At 62.5% G+C, this 15,977-nt stretch carries 12 protein-coding genes and 1 pseudogene; 3 read left to right on the top strand and 10 right to left on the bottom strand.

The window, feature by feature from the left end; genetic code table 11:
* Positions 1–18 precede the first annotated feature (18 nt).
* The 8 genes from mraY to coq7 all read right to left on the bottom strand — a co-directional run bounded on the left by mraY (position 19) and on the right by coq7 (position 8,831).
* Positions 19–1,188 carry a phospho-N-acetylmuramoyl-pentapeptide-transferase gene (mraY, locus tag C8K18_RS30655; protein WP_107710834.1) on the bottom strand — a complete coding sequence of 390 codons (1,170 nt, stop codon included), beginning with the start codon at positions 1,186–1,188 and terminating at the stop codon, positions 19–21.
* Between the two features lie 17 nt (positions 1,189–1,205).
* Entirely contained in the window at positions 1,206–2,633 is a 1,428-nt protein-coding gene (gene murF, locus C8K18_RS30650; protein WP_006053208.1) for a UDP-N-acetylmuramoyl-tripeptide--D-alanyl-D-alanine ligase, read from the bottom strand.
* The gene (locus tag C8K18_RS30645) at positions 2,630–4,177 is read right to left on the bottom strand and encodes a UDP-N-acetylmuramoyl-L-alanyl-D-glutamate--2,6-diaminopimelate ligase (protein ID WP_006053207.1); all 1,548 of its coding nucleotides are present in this window, start codon (positions 4,175–4,177) and stop codon (positions 2,630–2,632) included. The genes murF and C8K18_RS30645 overlap by 4 nt, the downstream gene beginning before the upstream one ends.
* Positions 4,174–6,039, bottom strand: coding sequence for a penicillin-binding protein 2 (locus tag C8K18_RS30640; RefSeq protein WP_006053206.1), 1,866 nt, complete (start codon positions 6,037–6,039; stop codon positions 4,174–4,176). The genes C8K18_RS30645 and C8K18_RS30640 overlap by 4 nt, the downstream gene beginning before the upstream one ends.
* Entirely contained in the window at positions 6,036–6,386 is a 351-nt protein-coding gene (gene ftsL, locus C8K18_RS30635) for a cell division protein FtsL (protein WP_006053205.1), read from the bottom strand. The genes C8K18_RS30640 and ftsL overlap by 4 nt, the downstream gene beginning before the upstream one ends.
* Complete coding sequence (gene rsmH, locus C8K18_RS30630; protein ID WP_107710833.1) at positions 6,383–7,336, bottom strand: 16S rRNA (cytosine(1402)-N(4))-methyltransferase RsmH; 954 nt, start codon at positions 7,334–7,336, stop codon at positions 6,383–6,385. The genes ftsL and rsmH overlap by 4 nt, the downstream gene beginning before the upstream one ends.
* Before the next feature lie 15 nt (positions 7,337–7,351).
* Positions 7,352–7,780 (bottom strand): division/cell wall cluster transcriptional repressor MraZ, encoded by a 429-nt coding sequence (mraZ, locus tag C8K18_RS30625; RefSeq protein ID WP_006053203.1) that lies wholly within the window; start codon positions 7,778–7,780, stop codon positions 7,352–7,354.
* Between the two features lie 412 nt (positions 7,781–8,192).
* Positions 8,193–8,831 carry a 2-polyprenyl-3-methyl-6-methoxy-1,4-benzoquinone monooxygenase gene (gene coq7, locus C8K18_RS30620; RefSeq protein WP_006053202.1) on the bottom strand — a complete coding sequence of 213 codons (639 nt, stop codon included), beginning with the start codon at positions 8,829–8,831 and terminating at the stop codon, positions 8,193–8,195.
* A 302-nt stretch (positions 8,832–9,133) separates the two neighbouring features.
* On the opposite strand from coq7, the gene C8K18_RS30615 reads away from it, so the two are divergent.
* Positions 9,134–10,303, top strand: a complete 1,170-nt coding sequence (locus tag C8K18_RS30615) for a porin (RefSeq protein WP_006053201.1) — start codon at positions 9,134–9,136, stop codon at positions 10,301–10,303.
* Positions 10,304–10,479: 176 nt separating this feature from the next.
* On the opposite strand, the gene C8K18_RS30610 is transcribed toward C8K18_RS30615, so the two are convergent.
* Both C8K18_RS30610 and C8K18_RS30605 read right to left on the bottom strand, forming a co-directional pair.
* A complete protein-coding gene (locus tag C8K18_RS30610; RefSeq protein WP_107710832.1) occupies positions 10,480–12,153 on the bottom strand; it encodes a long-chain fatty acid--CoA ligase in 1,674 nt (557 codons plus the stop codon).
* 155 nt (positions 12,154–12,308) lie between these two features.
* The gene (locus C8K18_RS30605; RefSeq protein WP_107710831.1) at positions 12,309–14,387 is read right to left on the bottom strand and encodes a molybdopterin-dependent oxidoreductase; all 2,079 of its coding nucleotides are present in this window, start codon (positions 14,385–14,387) and stop codon (positions 12,309–12,311) included.
* A 181-nt stretch (positions 14,388–14,568) separates the two neighbouring features.
* Here C8K18_RS30605 and C8K18_RS30600 point away from each other — a divergent pair, with 181 nt between their 5' ends.
* On the top strand, positions 14,569–15,765 hold the full coding sequence (locus tag C8K18_RS30600) for a M20 aminoacylase family protein (protein ID WP_044022067.1): 1,197 nt from the start codon (positions 14,569–14,571) through the stop codon (positions 15,763–15,765).
* A 69-nt stretch (positions 15,766–15,834) separates the two neighbouring features.
* Positions 15,835–15,977, top strand: a pseudogene (locus C8K18_RS30595) (lipocalin family protein); the annotation flags it as partial.

The following is a 15,977-nucleotide window of genomic DNA, read 5'->3' as shown; positions in this document are numbered from 1 at the left end:
CCCTTTAATACCTTCTGCTTAACGCAGCTTGAGCGTGGACAATCCGAACAGACACAGCATCAATGTGATGATCCAGAAGCGCACGACCACCTGCGTTTCCTTCCAACCCGACAACTCGAAATGGTGATGCAGCGGCGCCATCTTGAAGAGACGCCGCCCTTCGCCGAAACGGCGCTTCGTGAATTTGAACCACGTCACCTGCATCATCACCGAAAGCGTTTCCGCGACGAAGATGCCGCCCATGATGAAGAGCACGATTTCCTGACGCACGATCACCGCCACCGTGCCGAGCGCGCCGCCAAGCGCGAGCGCGCCGACGTCGCCCATGAACATCTGCGCCGGGTGCGTGTTGAACCAGAGGAACGCGAGGCCGGCCCCGCCCATCGCCGAACAGAAAATCAGCAATTCGCCTGCGCCTGCAATGTGCGGAAACAGCAGGTATTTCGAGTAGACCGAGCTGCCCATCACGTAAGCGAACACGCCGAGCGATGCGCCGACCAGCACGACCGGCATGATCACGAGACCGTCGAGGCCGTCGGTGAGATTCACCGCGTTGCTCGCGCCGACGATCACCAGATATGTCAGCACGATGAAGCCCCACACGCCGAGCGGATAGCTGATCGACTTGACGAACGGCAGCATCAAATCGGCGCGCGCGGGCAAGCCCATCGACAAACCGCTGCGCACCCACGCCATGAACAGATCGAACACGCGCACATTGCTCGCTTCGGACACGCTGAACGCGAGATACACGGCGGCGAAGAGACCGATCACCGACTGCCAGAAATACTTTTCGCGCGACGACATGCCGCGCGGGTCCTTGTAGACGACCTTGCGATAGTCGTCGACCCAGCCGATCACGCCGAAGCCGAACGTGACCAGAATCACGATCCAGATAAAGCGGTTGGTCAGATCGGCCCACAACAGCGTAGCGACGGCGATGCCGAGCAGAATCAGCACGCCGCCCATCGTCGGCGTGCCGGATTTCACGAGATGCGTTTGCGGGCCGTCTTTACGGACAGCCTGGCCGACCTTCATCGCGGTCAGCTTGCGGATCACAGCCGGGCCGCAGACGAGCCCGATCAACAGCGCGGTGATGGTGGCCATCACCGCGCGGAAAGTCAGATAACTGAACACGCGCAAGAAGCTTGCGTCATTCTGCAGCCATTGCGCCAGCGCCAGTAGCATGCTTCGGTCCTTCTATTTCAGTGTGCAGCGGGCGCGCTGCCCGCTGCGTTGGGTTGTGGACTCGTTACGGCGTCCACCACGCGCTCCATTTGCATGAAGCGCGAGCCTTTCACGAGAAGCGTTGCAGCGGGACCGAAACCGGCCTGCTGCAATTGCGCGACCAGCGTGCCGACGTCGGCGACGTGATGCGCGCTTGCGCCATACGCGGTGCAGGCGTCGCGCGAGGCGTCGCCCATTGCGTACAGCGCGTCGATACCGCGTTCCTTCGCATAGGCGCCGATTTCGCGGTGAAATTCCGGCCCGTTGTCGCCGACTTCGCCCATGTCGCCCATCACCAGCACACGCGGCGATGCGTGCGACGCGAGCACGTCGATCGCGGCGCGCATCGAATCGGGGTTGGCGTTGTAGGTGTCGTCGATCACGGTCGCGCCCGCGAGCGTGCCGAGCGCGGCGTGCTTGACCTGCAGGCGGCCTTTCACCGCGCCGAACGATTCGAGGCCGCGCTTGATAGCGTCGAGCGAAACGCCTGCGGCAAGCGCCGCTGACGTCGCAGCTAACGCGTTGTGCGCGTTGTGATTGCCGAGCACTTGCAGCGTGATATTTGTGTGGCCTTCGGGCGTTTGGATGCTGAGTACTTTGCCGTCGAACGTGCCCGTAACCGCCGCTTCCGTTGTGCGCTCGGCCGTGTTCAGCGCGAAGTCGACGATGCGGTTGCCCGTGGCCGCCACGCGCCAGATGCTTGCGTAGGCATCGTCGGCGGGGAAGACAGCGATTCCATCAGGCGTGAGCGCGTGAATCACGCTCGCATGCTCGAGCGCGACCGCTTCGACGGTCGCCATGAATTCCTGATGCTCGCGCTGCGCGTTGTTCACCACGGCAACGGTCGGCTCGGCGATTTTCGCGAGCAGCGACGTTTCGCCCGGATGATTCATGCCGAGTTCGACGACCGCCAACCGATGCGCGGCATTCAGACGAAACAGCGTGAGCGGCAAGCCAATGTCGTTGTTGAAGTTGCCGGCGGTGGCAAGGCGCGCATCGACGCCGACGGCTGCGGCGAAAATCGACGCGATCATTTCCTTGACCGTGGTCTTGCCGTTGCTGCCGGTCACGGCGACGAGCGGCATGCTGAACTTGCGACGCCAGCCGCGAGCCAGCGCGCCGAGTCCAACGCGCGTGTCGGCCACGCGCAAGGCGGGCACGCTCCAGCCGCCGGGCACGCGCGCGACGAGCGCGGCGCTCACGTTGCGCGCGGCGACGTCGGCGAGGAAGTCATGCGCGTCGAAGCGATCGCCCTTGATCGCGACGAACAGATCGCCGGGACCTGCGCTGCGGCTGTCGGTCGACACGCGTTCGAACGCAACGCTGTCGTCGCCGATAACCGTTGCGCCTGGAATCAGCGCGGCCGCTTCACGCAGCGTGAACATCGCATTGCCTTGCGCGCTCATTCGCCACCTCCGCGTGCCTGCGTGGCCCGCGCGGCGAGCGCGAGGCGGGCGTGGTCCTGGTCGGAGAAAGCGCGCTTTTTACCCATGATTTCCTGTGTTGCTTCGTGCCCTTTGCCAGCCAGCACGATGACGTCTTCGCGCGCGGCGCCGCGGATCGCCTGAAGGATCGCGCTCGCGCGGTCCTCGATGCGGCGTGCCTTCGACGCGTCTTTCATTCCCGCTGCGATCTGCTCGATGATGGATTGCGGATCTTCGCTGCGCGGGTTGTCGCTCGTGACCACCACGCCGTCCGCCATCTTTTCGGCGATGGCGCCCATCAGCGGACGCTTGGTTGCATCGCGATCGCCGCCGCAGCCGAACATGCAGATCAGTTCGCCGCCTCGCGCGGCCGCCATCGGACGCAACGCTTCGAGTGTTTTTTCCAGCGCGTCGGGCGTGTGCGCGTAGTCGATCACGACGAGCGGTTCGTCGTTTTGCAAGCGGCCGCCGAGGCGCTGCATGCGGCCGTTCACCGATTCGAGCTTCGCGAGTTCGGCGAGGGCGGCATCGAAGGGAATCTCAGCGGCGAGCAACGCGCCGAGTACGCCGAGCAGATTGCTGACGTTGAATGCGCCGAGCGTTTGCACTTCGACTTCGGCATTGCCCCAGTCTGATGTGCTCAGGTGGAACGCGGTGCCGGTGGGCGTCGCGCGCACGTTCGATGCGAGCAGCGACGCGTCGGCTTGCGGCGCGCTTTGTTGTGCGGAATCGAGACCATACGCGATCGTGCGTGCGTGGCCTTGCGTGCTTGCCAGCAAACGGCGACCCGCCGCGTCGTCGCGATTGATCACGGCCGCACGCAGTTCCGGCCAGGCAAAGAGGCGCGCCTTCGCGGCCTCATACGCCTCGAACGTGTGGTGATAGTCCAGATGGTCTTGCGTGAGATTCGTGAACACGGCGATGTCGAACGCCGTGCCGTTCACGCGCCCCTGGTGCAACGCGTGCGACGACACTTCCATTGCAACGGCCTTTGCGCCCGCGTCGCGCAACTGCGCGAGACTGCGCTGGAGTTGCGGCGCGTCGGGTGTCGTGAAGCCGGTGTGCACGAGTTGGCCCGGCAAGCCGGTGCCGAGCGTGCCGATGATCGCGCAACGTTTGCCAAGCGCGGTGAGCGCCGCCGAAATCCACTGGCTGCACGACGTCTTGCCGTTCGTTCCCGTGACGCCGACCGTGAGCATGCTGTCGCTCGGATCGCCGTACCACGCGCTGGCAATCGAGCCCGCGAGCTCGTTCAACGCGGGCACCGCGAGCGTGGTGGACGCGTCGATCGCGCCGCTGAAACCTTCCGGCTGAACGAGCACCGCGGCAGCGCCGCGTTCAAGCGCGCCGTCGATGAACGCGCGGTTGTCCGCGCCATCCACGGCGTAGGCGAAAAACGCGTCGCCGGCTGTGAGCGAACGCGTGTCCGCGTGCAGATGCGCGCCTCGCTGCAGGTGCGCTTGCAGCCAGTTCAACGCTTCGGCAATTTGCCGATGCGACGGATGATTGTTGCGCAGCGCGCTCATCGAACGACTCCCGCATGGGTCTTCGCATTCGCGGAAATCGTCATCTTCTTCGCGCTCGCGTTCGCCGAAATCTTCTTCGTTGCGGACGGCGCGGGAGTGGCCGAAGGCGCAGCGGACGCGGAGTCGTCGGACACGACCATCTGCTTGACCGGCATTTGCGGCGGCACGTTCAGCGAGCGCAGCGTATCGCCGACGATGCCCGAGAACACCGGACCCGACACCTGACCGCCGAAGTGACTGCCCGCCGTCGGTTCATCGACCGATACCGCGACGACGATGCGCGGATTCGGCATCGGCGCCATGCCGACGAACGACGCGCGATACTTCGAGTGATCGTAGCCGTGAGGGCCGTGCTTATACGCCGTACCGCTCTTGCCGCCGACGCGATAGCCCGGCACCGCCGCATCCGGCGACGTGCCGCCCGGCGAGACGACGGTTTCGAGCATCGCGCGCACTTCGCGGGCGGTGGTCGGCGAAAAGATTTGCGGGCCGGTTGCCGGCTGGTCGCCAGGCGTGCGGAAAATCGACACGGGCATGATCTGGCCGTCGTGCGCGATGGCCGTGTACGCGCGGCCGAGCTGGAACAGCGACACCGACAGGCCGTAGCCGTACGACATGGTCGCCTGCTCGATACGGCGCCAGCTCTTCCACGGACGCAGACGTCCCGCCGCCGCACCCGGGAAACCGACCTTCGGCGCGAGGCCAAGACCGATGCTGGTGTACATGTTCCACATCTCTTCGGGCTTCAACTGCATCGCGATCTTCGTCGCGCCGATGTTGCTCGACTTCTGGATCACGCCGCCGACCGTCAGGACACCGAACGCGCTGTCGTCGGTAATCGGCGCACCGTCGAGCACGAAGCGGCCGCCGCCTGTATCAACCAGTGTAGTCGGCGTGACGCGGTGCAGGTCGAGCGCGAGCGACACCGTGAACGGCTTCATGATCGAGCCCGGCTCGAACGTGTCGGTGAGGATGCGGTTGCGCAACTGGTCGCCGGTCATGTGCGACCGGTCGTTCGGGTTGTAGGTCGGGTAATTGACGAGCGCGAGGACTTCGCCGCTCCGCACGTCGATCACCATCGCCGCGCCGGCCTTCGCCTTGAACTTTTCGACGGCCGCTTTCAGGTTCGTGTACGCGATGTACTGGATCTTGCTGTCGATCGAGAGATCCACGTCCTGGCCGTTGTGCGGCACGACCTGCTCGTCCACGTCCTCGATGATGTGGCCCATGCGGTCTTTAATCACGCGACGGCTGCCCGACATGCCGGCGAGCAGCTTCTGGTCGCCGAGTTCGACGCCTTCCTGGCCTTCGTCCTCGACGTTGGTGAAGCCGATCAGGTGAGCCGTGATCTCGCCTTCCGGATAGAAACGCTTGTACTCGTCGCGCGCGTAAATGCCGGGGATGTCGAGCGCCTTCACCTTCTCGGCAATATCCACCGGCACCTGACGTTTGACGTACACGAAGTTCTTGTCTTCCGAGAGCTTCCTGCGCAACTCCTTATCGGTCATGCCGAGCAGTTTGCCGAGCGAGTTCAGCTTGTCCGCGCCGAGGTCGTCCGGCACCGATTCCGGAATCGCCCAGATCGCACGCACCGGCAGACTCGTGGCCAGCACGAGGCCATTGCGGTCGAGAATCTTGCCGCGCGTGGCCGGCAATTCGAGGCGGCGCTGATAGCGGATTTCGCCCTGCTTCTGATAGAACGCGTTGCCGGGTCCCTGAATCCAGAAGGCGCGTGCGGTCAGCGCGACAAACGCCATGAAAAGCAGAAACACGACGAGCTTCGAGCGCCACATCGGCAGGCGCACGGACAGGATCGGATTAGCCGAGAAAGCGACGCTCTTGCGGCTGGACGATTTTTTCATCGAACGCCTCCGCTGCGAGTCGCCGACGGCGCCGATGCCGGAGCCGAAGTCGGAATCGGCGCGTCTTCGGCCTTTGCGGCGCCGGGATCGAGCGTCAGGTATTGCGTGCGCCCGGTGCTGACCGCCTGCATCTTCAGCGACGTGGTCGCGAACTGCTCGATGCGCGACGTCTTGGAGAGCGCGCTCTGCTGATATTGAAGCTGCGAATAGTCCTGCTGCAACTGGCGCTCCTGCGACTGCGCGCGCTGCAACTGGATAAAGATCTGGCGCTGCTGGTTCGTTGCGTTGACAACCGACAACGCACAGCCCATCACGATCATCAGCAGGAAGATATTGAGGCGATTCATGGTGCGATCCGCTCCGCCACGCGCATCACGGCAGAACGGGCGCGCGGGTTCGCGGCGACTTCAGCGTCGCTCGCAAACACGCGGCCGATGATTTTGAGCGGAGGGCTCGGCAGGTCGACGGCACGAATCGGCAGACGACGATCGACCGCGGGCGCACTGGCGTGTGCCTGCATGAATCGCTTGACGATCCGGTCCTCGAGCGAATGAAAGCTGATGACCACCAGCCGCCCCCCTTGCTCCAGCAGCGACAACGCTGCTTCTAAAACGACTTGCAGCTCCGCAAGCTCTTGATTGATGTGAATCCGTATAGCCTGAAAGGTGCGGGTTGCCGGATCCTTGCCCTTCTCACGGGTTTTGACGACGTTAGCCACGATTTGGGCAAGCTCGCCCGTGCTGACGAGAGGCCCAAGACGGTCGGACTCTGCCCGGCGAGCAACAAGCGCCTTTGCAATCTGAAAAGCAAACCGTTCTTCCCCATAATCTCGTATCACCTCCGTCAGTTCCTGCACCGTGGCCCGCGCCAGCCAGTCAGCGGCAGACTCGCCGCGCGTCGGGTCCATCCGCATGTCGAGCGGGCCGTCGGCGCGGAAACTGAAACCCCGCTCCGGATCGTCGACTTGCGGCGACGACACGCCCAGATCCAGCAAAACGCCCGACACCCGTTCAATCCCGCGCTCCGCAATCGCGGTGCGCAGTGAAGCAAAACTCTCGTGCACGATGCCAAAGCGCGGATCGCCGATCTGCTGCGCCGTGGCGATGGCGAGCGGGTCTTTGTCGAACGCGATCAGACGCCCCGCTTGCCCCAGCTTGTCCAGCACCAGACGGCTGTGGCCGCCGCGCCCGAACGTGCCGTCGACATAGACGCCGTCCGCGCGCGTGACCAGCGCCGCTACCGCTTCTTCCAGCAGCACCGTGCGATGCTGCAATTCGTTTCTCATCGCAGATGCCATATATGTATGCCGCGATCAGAACGTGAAATTCTTCAACGCTTCGGGCATGCCCTCGGCGATGGCCGCCTGTTCCTTCGCGGCGTAAATCTGTGCGTCCCACAGTTCGAAGTGGCGCCCCATGCCGAGCAGCGTCACTTCTTTTTCCAGCGAACCGGCCGCGCGCAATTCCGGCGACACGAGCACGCGGCCCGCGCCGTCCATATCGACGTCCATTGCATTGCCGAGAAAGATGCGCTTCCACCAGGCTGCGTTCATGGGCAGCTTGTCGACTTTGTCGCGGAAGATTTCCCACTCCGGGCGCGGAAAGAGCAACAGGCAGCCGTCCGGGTGCTTGGTGATCGTCACCCGGCCCTCTGCCTGTGTTTGCAGCGCATCCCGATAGCGGGACGGAATAGACATCCGCCCTTTCGCATCGAGCGTCAGCGCCGACGCCCCTTGGAACACTTCGCTCTCCCTCTTGGCCCGCGCCTTTGCGCCGGCTGCCCAATTCGTAAAAATCTACCCGAAACCACCCGTGAGATCACACAAAAATACACTTTCTCACACTGTCTCCCACTTTAGAGGAACGCTAAACACGGGTCAAGGGAGACAGGCCGTTTTCGAGCGAATTTTGTTTGTTAGAACAAGGACTTAGCGCGAGTCCTTCATGTCAGACGAAAAACGGAAAATCGTTATAAATGAAGGGACTACTGAGGCTTCTGAAGGTGATACGTGAAAAGTGCGGGCGAACAGCGCGGGGCGTAAGCGATCGTGAAGGGCGTCTGGAAGGTGTGCGGCGGGGTTTTCGGCGGCTACGCGGGGACGACGCGCGGGGCGTCGTCCCACCTTGCGTGGTGAGACGGAAACTCGGCGGTTCTTATATGTAGTACGCGGTGCGGGTCATCACTTTCGACATCGCGCGCATCATGGCGCGCACGGGGAACGGCAACTCGATGCCGCCGGCGTCAATTGCGGCTTTTCCATGTCCGGCTTCGTCGACGCGCATCTGCTCGACAATCGCGCGCGATTCGCGATCACCGACCGGCAGACGATCGAGGTGGCTGTCCAGATGCTGTTCGACCTGCCGCTCGGTTTCGGCCATGAAGCCGAGGCTCACGCGGTCGCCCATGCGTCCGGCCGCGAGCCCGATGGCGAGCGCGCCTGCGTACCAAAGCGGATTCAGCAGACTGGGACGCGAGTCGAGCGCCTCGAGACGCTTCGCCGTCCACGCGAGGTGATCTTCTTCCTCGACTGCGGCGCGATCGAACACGCTTCTCAACGACGGCGAACTGGTCGCGAGCTTCTGTGCCTGGTAAAGCGCCTGCGCGCAGACTTCGCCGACGTGGTTCACGCGCATCAGACCCGCGGAGTGCGCGCGCTCGGCCGGCGAGAGCTCGGGCGCCTCCGCCGAAGCCGCCGATTCTTGCGGAACTGGCAAAGGACGGCTCATGCGCGAAACGCCCGTCATTGAGCGTAAACCCCGATCAAATTCAGTAATCAACTCGTCCAGAAACATTCGGCACTCCGTGATTCGACAACTTGCTTCGCGTTCTTCATGGCCCGCGCGACAAGGCTTCGCGGGAAAAAACACGGCCTTCGCGCGGGGCTGATCCAGCCGCTGAAGGCATCAAGATTTCGATTTTAGATCATGTTGCGTAAACGAAACAGGAGCCGTCCAGGCAGCGTCCTTTTTCTTTGTGCCATGTAGCCCTTTTGTTACATTACGTGCAACTTCTCGCGAAGTTGGACAAGCAAGGCCTCAACGCTACATAAATATTCGCCTTGTAAAAAAGATTCGTAATCCTTGGAGATCATTCGATGAAAAAGTCGCTTCTCGCTCTCGCAGCACTGGGCGCATTCGCAGGCGTCGCACATGCTCAGAGCAGCGTGACCCTGTACGGTATCATTGACGAAGGCTTCAACATCAACACCAACTCGGGTGGCAAGCACCTGTACAACCTGTCCAGCGGCGTCATGCAAGGCTCGCGTTTCGGCCTGCGTGGCACGGAAGATCTGGGCGGCGGTCTGAAGGCAATCTTCGTGTTGGAAAACGGCTTTGACGTGAACAACGGCAAGCTGGGTCAAGGCGGCCTGATGTTCGGTCGTCAAGCTTACGTCGGTCTGTCGAGCCAGTTCGGCACGGTCACGCTGGGTCGTCAGTACGACTCCGTCGTCGACTACGTCGGTCCGCTGGAAGCCGGCGACCAGTGGGGCGGCTACATCGCTGCTCACCCGGGCGACATCGACAACTTCAACAACGCATACCGTACGAACAACACGGTCAAGTACACGAGCGCGGATTACGGCGGCCTGAAGTTCGGCGGCACGTACAGCTTCGGCGGTGTTGCAGGCAACTTCTCGCAGAACCAGATCTGGTCGTTGGGCGCTGGCTATAACAACGGTCCGTTGGTCTTGGGCGTTGGTTATTTGAACGCGCGCACGCCGGCAGCTTCGGGTGGTCTGTTCAACAACGGCGGCACGGCAGCTACGCCGGCTGGCGCAGTGACGTCGCCGGTCTACGCTGGCTTCGCATCGGCTAACACGTACCAGGTTATCGGTGCAGGCGGTGCTTACACGTTCGGCGCAGCAACCCTCGGCTTGACGTACTCGAACATCCGTTTTGCAAACCTGGGCGCGTCGTACGCATCGCCGTTCAAGGGCCAAACGGCTACGTTCAACAACGCGGAAGTCAACTTCAAGTACCAGTTGACCCCGGCGTTGCTGGTCGGCGCAGCGTATGACTACACGCGCGGTTCGGAAGTCAACGGCAACTCGCGCGCTCAGTACCACCAAGGCGCGCTGGGCGTGGACTACTTCCTGTCCAAGCGTACCGACGTCTACGTGATCGGTGTGTACCAGCACGCTACGGGCGAAACCGTGAATGCGGCAGGCGCCGTCGTCACGGCAACGGCTGGCATCAACGGCCTGTCGGGCTCGTCGAACCAGAACCAGCTCGCAGCTCGCGTCGGCATCCGCCACAAGTTCTAATAAGTCGTAAAAAAGCAGTTTGCCTCAAAGGCGCCTTCGGGCGCCTTTTTTTATGGCTGTGGCGGGATGCGGGGAAACGAAAAAGCCCGGCTGACCTGTCGCGTCAGCCGGGCCTTCGAATGCTGCTGATGCCTATGCGTTACGGCGTGTCAGCGTCCGCGATGTTGGGCTTCCGCTCACACCCGCCCATCACGCAGTTCGCGACGCAAAATCTTGCCGACATTGCTCTTCGGCAGCTCGGTGCGGAACTCGACGATCTTCGGCCGCTTGTAGCCGGTTAGCTGCTGTTTGCAGTAGGCGAATATGTCGGCGTCCGTCAGCGCGTCGTCTTTCTTGACGACAAACAACTTCACCGCCTCGCCCGAATGCTGGTCCGGCACACCGACCGCCGCGACTTCGAACACGCCGGGCAGCTTCGCGACCACGTCCTCGATCTCGTTGGGATACACGTTGAAGCCGGAAACCAGAATCATGTCCTTCTTGCGGTCCACGATCTTCACGAAACCCCGGTCGTTCATGAAGCCGACATCGCCCGATTTGAAGAAGCCGTCCGGCGTCATGACTTTCGCGGTTTCTTCAGGCCGGTTCCAATAGCCAGCCATCACCTGCGGGCCGCGGATGCAGATCTCGCCCGGTTGCCCGAGCGGCACTTCGTTGCCGTCGTCGTCGCGGATGGAGACTTCGGTCGACGGCAACGGCAGCCCGATCGTGCCGCTATATTCGGTCACCGTCACAGGATTGCAGGTGACGCACGGCGAGGTCTCGGACAAGCCATAGCCCTCGATGATCGGCGTCTTCGTGTGCTCGAACCAGCGCTTTGCGACAGCTTCCTGGACGGCCATTCCGCCGCCGTTTGCCGCGATCAGTTTCGAAAAGTCGAGCTTGTCGAAGTCGGGACTGTTCAACAGCGCGTTGTACAACGTGTTGACCGCCGGGATGGTGGTAATTGCGTAACCCTGGAGCGCCTTGATCGTGCCGGGAATATCGCGCGGATTGGGGATCAGCACGCCGAGTCCGCCTGTGCGGATGGTCAGCAGACCGCACACCGCCAGCGCAAACACGTGGTACAGCGGCAAGGCCACAACCGTGATGAACTGCTCGATGTCCGTGCGGTTTGCGCGAACCGGATTGAGCCACACTTCGGACTGCAGCACGTTCGCAATCAGGTTCCTGTGCAGCAGCGTGGCGCCCTTGGCCACGCCGGTCGTGCCGCCGGTGTACTGAAGGAACGCGACATCGTCGGGGCCTTGCTGGACGGGCTTGAAAGTTTGGCGCTCGCCTTCGGCGATGGCCGCGTTGAATTTGACGTGACCGGGCAAACTCCAGGCGGGCACCATTTTCTTCACGCGGCGCACGACGAAGTTCACGACAGCGCCCTTCACGCCCATCAGATCGCCCATTGCGGCGACCACGACGTGCTTGACAGCGGTATTGCGTACGACGGCCTGCAACGTGACGGCGAAATTTTCGAGCAGGACGATTGCTTCCGCGCCGCTGTCTTTCAACTGATGCTCGAGCTCACGCGGCGTATAGAGCGGGTTGACGTTCACGACCACATAACCCGCCCGCAGAATCGCCGCAATCGCGACCGGATATTGCAGCACGTTCGGCATCATGATTGCGATGCGGGCACCGCGCGCAAGGCCCTTCGACTGAAACCACGCGGCCAGCTTGCGCGAAAGCGCGTCGAGTTCGCCGTAACTGATGCCCTTTCCCATGCAGACGAACGCCGGCTTGTTGCGGTGCTCGCGGAATGCTTCCTCGAGCAGTTCGGCGACGGACGAATAGCGGGTCGGGTCGATCTCTGCGGGAACGCCGGGCGGGTAGGATTTCAGCCAGATTTTATCCATGCAGCGTCTCCTTCTTTATTTTCGAATGGTCGTGCTAAAAACGCATCGTAGCATGGGCGTCCCTGCGCTATTCGCGAAAAACGGCTGCGTTAGACTGCTGCCTCGAACCTTCGGAAGCCTTGTTGGCGAGGCTTGCGCGATGTTGCAAGAGCGCGTCAGACGCGCTCCACTTCGACGAGGCAGTCGTAGAAAGTTGCCGATCCACCGAGATCGGTAAGCGCCTGGCTCGTGACCTGATTGGCGTTGCGGCCGTCGGGCGCGAGCTTTTTCCACCAGATCGACAAGCCGACCACAAGGCCTTCGCGCGCACGGTCGGTGACGCGGGCGCGCGCCTGCATCGAGCCGCGGTCGTTGAAAATGCGCACGTAATCGCCGTCGGCGATGTGACGCGGCTCGGCGTCCGCCGGGTGGATGTCGAGATGCGGCTCGCCTTCCGTCGACCGCAGACTTTCGACGTTGACGAACGTGCTGTTCAGAAAGTTGCGCGCGGGCGGCGAGATCATCGCGAGCGGATAGCGGGCGGCCAGTTCAGGCGCGAATTCCGCCGACTCATAGGGCGGCAGATAATCCGGAAGCGGGTCAAGACCCTGCTGCGCGAGCCGCTCGCTGTAGAACTCGCACTTCCCCGATGGCGTGTAAAAGCCGCCTTCCGCAAAAGGCGCGTCGGGCAGGTTCAGCTTTGCCCAGCCGGCCTGCTTGAGCGCTTCCCAGTTCACGCCTTCGAGCTTCTTGTCCTGCCAGCGGAATGCGTTTTGAGCAACGGCCTCGTCGCTTTCGAAGAGCGCCGGTTCATCCAGCGCCATGTGCCGCGCGAGGCCGCGAAAGATCTCCGTATTGGGACGCGCCGCGCCGACCGGCGGAATCGCCGGCAAGTTCGCCATGACGTGCGTGTGGCCGTACGACTTATGCACGTCGAGATGCTCGAGCTGCGTGGTGGCGGGCAGCAGAAGGTCGGCGTAATCGGCGGTGTCGGTCTGGAAGTGCTCAAGCACGATCGTGAAGAGGTCTTCTCGAGCGAAGCCGGCGGCGACGCGCTCCGAATCCGGCGCAACAGCAACCGGATTCGAGTTATACACGACGATCGCCTCAATTTTCGGACCGAACTCGGCGTCGCCTGGGTGCAGCAGCGCGTCGCCGATTGCATTCATATTGATGACGCGGCTCGGGCTCGCCGGCCAGCCGGGCATCAGGTCCGGACGCTGCAGCGCATGCGAGTCCACCGGCGCCCAACCGGACGACGACAGCAAGGCGCCGCCCGCGCGCTCGCGCCACGCGCCGGTGAGCGATGGCAGGCACGCGATCGCGCGCACCGCGTTGCCGCCGCCGCGCACTCGCTGCAGACCATAGTTCAGGCGAATCGCCGCTTTCTTCGTGCTGCCGTAAAGTCGCGCGAGGTCGACGATAACCTGCTCGTCGATGCCGCAAATTTCTGCCACCCGCGACGGCGGATAGGTGAGCGCACGAGCCTTCAGTTCGGCGAAGCCCAACGTGTGCGCGGCGATGTAAGCGTGATCCAGCAGGTCTTCGGAGATCAAGACGTGCATCATGCCGAGCGCCAAGGCGCCGTCGGTGCCCGGTTTCAGCGCAATGTGCTGATGACACTTCTCCGCGGTGAGCGACCGATATGGGTCAATTGCAATGAGGCGCGCGCCTCGGCGCTTGGCCTGCTGCGCGCGCGTCCAGAAATGCAGGTTCGACGCAATCGGGTTGGAGCCCCAGATGAGGATGACCTCGCTTTCCTCGAAAAACTCGGTGAGCATGCCGATGCTCGCGCCGTAGGTGTATTTCAAGCCAGCGGCGCCGGCTGCCGCGCAGATGGTACGGTCCAGTTGCGACGCGCCCAGCTTGTGGAAGAACCGCTGCGCGATGCTGTCGCCCTGGACGAGGCCCATCGTGCCCGCGTAGCTATATGGAAGGATGGCTTGCGGCACGCGGCCGGCTATCTCCCGCAGGCGCTTTGCGGCCAGCTCCAACGCTTCTTCCCAGCCGATCGGCTCGAAACGGCCCTCGCCCTTGCGGCCGACGCGCCTCATGGGCGTCGTCAGGCGTTGCGGATGATGAACGCGCTCCGCATAGCGGCTGACTTTGGTACACAACGCGCCTTGGGTCGGAGCATGATCTGGATCGGCGACGACCTTGATTGCCCGATCGCCTTCGACTGTTACCCGCATCGCGCAGGTGTCGGGGCAGTCGTGCGGGCAAACTGCGCGAACGAATTCGGTCGGAGCGTTCATTGGGTAACCATTCAGGAGACGGTAAGCAGGGCGCAACGCGGGATTTTATTACGTCCGCCGGCGGTTGCCTGCATGCTGCCGCCAAAAAGCCTTCGGCGTAGAATCGTTAGCACTGCGTCCGGGCGCATGTCGCCCGAGCGATTCCATGCAAGTCAAAGCGCAAGCACATCGGCACTCTATTATGAAACTGATCCCCGAAATTCAGGCTGCTCACGGAGAAATCCAGACTCTTCGACGAACGATCCACGCTCATCCCGAACTGCGTTATGAAGAAACAGCGACTTCGGAGCTGGTCGCGAAGACGCTCGAGTCATGGGGTATAGAAACGTATCGCGGACTGGGCAAGACAGGTGTTGTCGGCGTGCTCAAGCGTGGCAATGGCAAGCGCTCGATCGGGCTGCGCGCCGACATGGACGCGTTGCCGATTCAGGAGCTGAACAGCTTCGAACATCGGTCGAAAAACGATGGAAAAATGCACGCGTGCGGTCACGATGGACACACGGCGATGCTGCTCGGCGCAGCCCGGCATCTGGCGAAGCATGGCGATTTTGACGGCACCATCGTTTTCATTTTTCAGCCTGCCGAAGAAGGCGGCGCCGGCGCGCAGGCCATGATCGACGACGGCCTTTTCGAAAAATTTCCCGTGGACGCAGTGTTCGGCATCCATAACTGGCCGGGCATGCCGGCGGGCCACTTCGGCGTAACCGAAGGGCCGATCATGGCGTCCAGTAACGAATTCCGCATTGAAATCAAAGGTGTTGGCTCGCACGCAGCGCTGCCGCACAACGGACGCGATCCGGTTTTTACCGCGGTGCAGATCGCTAACGGCTTGCAAAGCATCATCACGCGGAACAAGAAGCCGCTGGATACGGCTGTGCTTTCGATCACGCAAATTCATGCCGGCGATGCAGTCAACGTCGTCCCTAATGATGCGTGGATCGCGGGCACCGTACGGACTTTTACGACTGAAACGCTCGATCTGATCGAAGCGCGCATGCGCAAAATCGCTCAAAGCACGGCGGACGCCTACGATTGCACGGTCGACGTTCATTTCCACAGAAACTATCCGCCCACCATCAACAGCAGTGAGGAAGCGCGCTTTGCGGCCGCCGTTATGAAGGAAGTTGTCGGCGCAGAAAAGGTGGACGACTCGGTCGAACCTACGATGGGCGCGGAGGACTTCTCGTTCATGCTGCTGGCGAAGCCGGGATGTTATGCGTTTCTTGGCAACGGCGAGGGCGGCCATCGCGACGCCGGCCACGGTGCAGGCCCCTGCATGCTGCACAACGCGAGCTATGACTTCAACGATGAGTTGCTGCCGATCGGCTCGACGTATTGGGTGCGGCTTGCGCAGCGGTTTCTGGCGGTAGAGAAGTAGGACGGAAAGTCGGGGACGGGACGATGTGTTGTGTGTCCGTCGGTTCAGGAACGCGGGGATGACTTACCTGGCCTGCTGACCTGGCAGCCCGATCCGCTGATGGACGATCAGGAACTCGACTCGCGGCAGTCGACCGGCGCGGTGTACTGGGAAGGCGCGGCGCGGGTGAGCCGCGATGGCGCGGAGCTCGGGCGGGCGTATCTGGAACTGAC

The organism is Paraburkholderia sp. GV068 (genome assembly GCF_003058125.1).
GTDB lineage: Bacteria > Pseudomonadota > Gammaproteobacteria > Burkholderiales > Burkholderiaceae > Paraburkholderia > Paraburkholderia graminis.
The sequence above is the reverse complement of the archived record's forward strand: the minus strand, read 5'-3'. Positions and strand labels throughout refer to the sequence as shown.

Coding starts and splice junctions, on each gene's coding strand:
- mraY (WP_107710834.1), bottom strand. CDS start 1,188: ATGCTACTGGCGCTGGCGCAATGGCTGCAGAATGACGCAAGCTTCTTG.
- murF (WP_006053208.1), bottom strand. CDS start 2,633: ATGAGCGCGCAAGGCAATGCGATGTTCACGCTGCGTGAAGCGGCCGCG.
- C8K18_RS30645 (WP_006053207.1), bottom strand. CDS start 4,177: ATGAGCGCGCTGCGCAACAATCATCCGTCGCATCGGCAAATTGCCGAA.
- C8K18_RS30640 (WP_006053206.1), bottom strand. CDS start 6,039: ATGAAAAAATCGTCCAGCCGCAAGAGCGTCGCTTTCTCGGCTAATCCG.
- ftsL (WP_006053205.1), bottom strand. CDS start 6,386: ATGAATCGCCTCAATATCTTCCTGCTGATGATCGTGATGGGCTGTGCG.
- rsmH (WP_107710833.1), bottom strand. CDS start 7,336: ATGGCATCTGCGATGAGAAACGAATTGCAGCATCGCACGGTGCTGCTG.
- coq7 (WP_006053202.1), bottom strand. CDS start 8,831: ATGTTTCTGGACGAGTTGATTACTGAATTTGATCGGGGTTTACGCTCA.
- C8K18_RS30615 (WP_006053201.1), top strand. CDS start 9,134: ATGAAAAAGTCGCTTCTCGCTCTCGCAGCACTGGGCGCATTCGCAGGC.
- C8K18_RS30610 (WP_107710832.1), bottom strand. CDS start 12,153: ATGGATAAAATCTGGCTGAAATCCTACCCGCCCGGCGTTCCCGCAGAG.
- C8K18_RS30605 (WP_107710831.1), bottom strand. CDS start 14,387: ATGAACGCTCCGACCGAATTCGTTCGCGCAGTTTGCCCGCACGACTGC.
- C8K18_RS30600 (WP_044022067.1), top strand. CDS start 14,569: ATGAAACTGATCCCCGAAATTCAGGCTGCTCACGGAGAAATCCAGACT.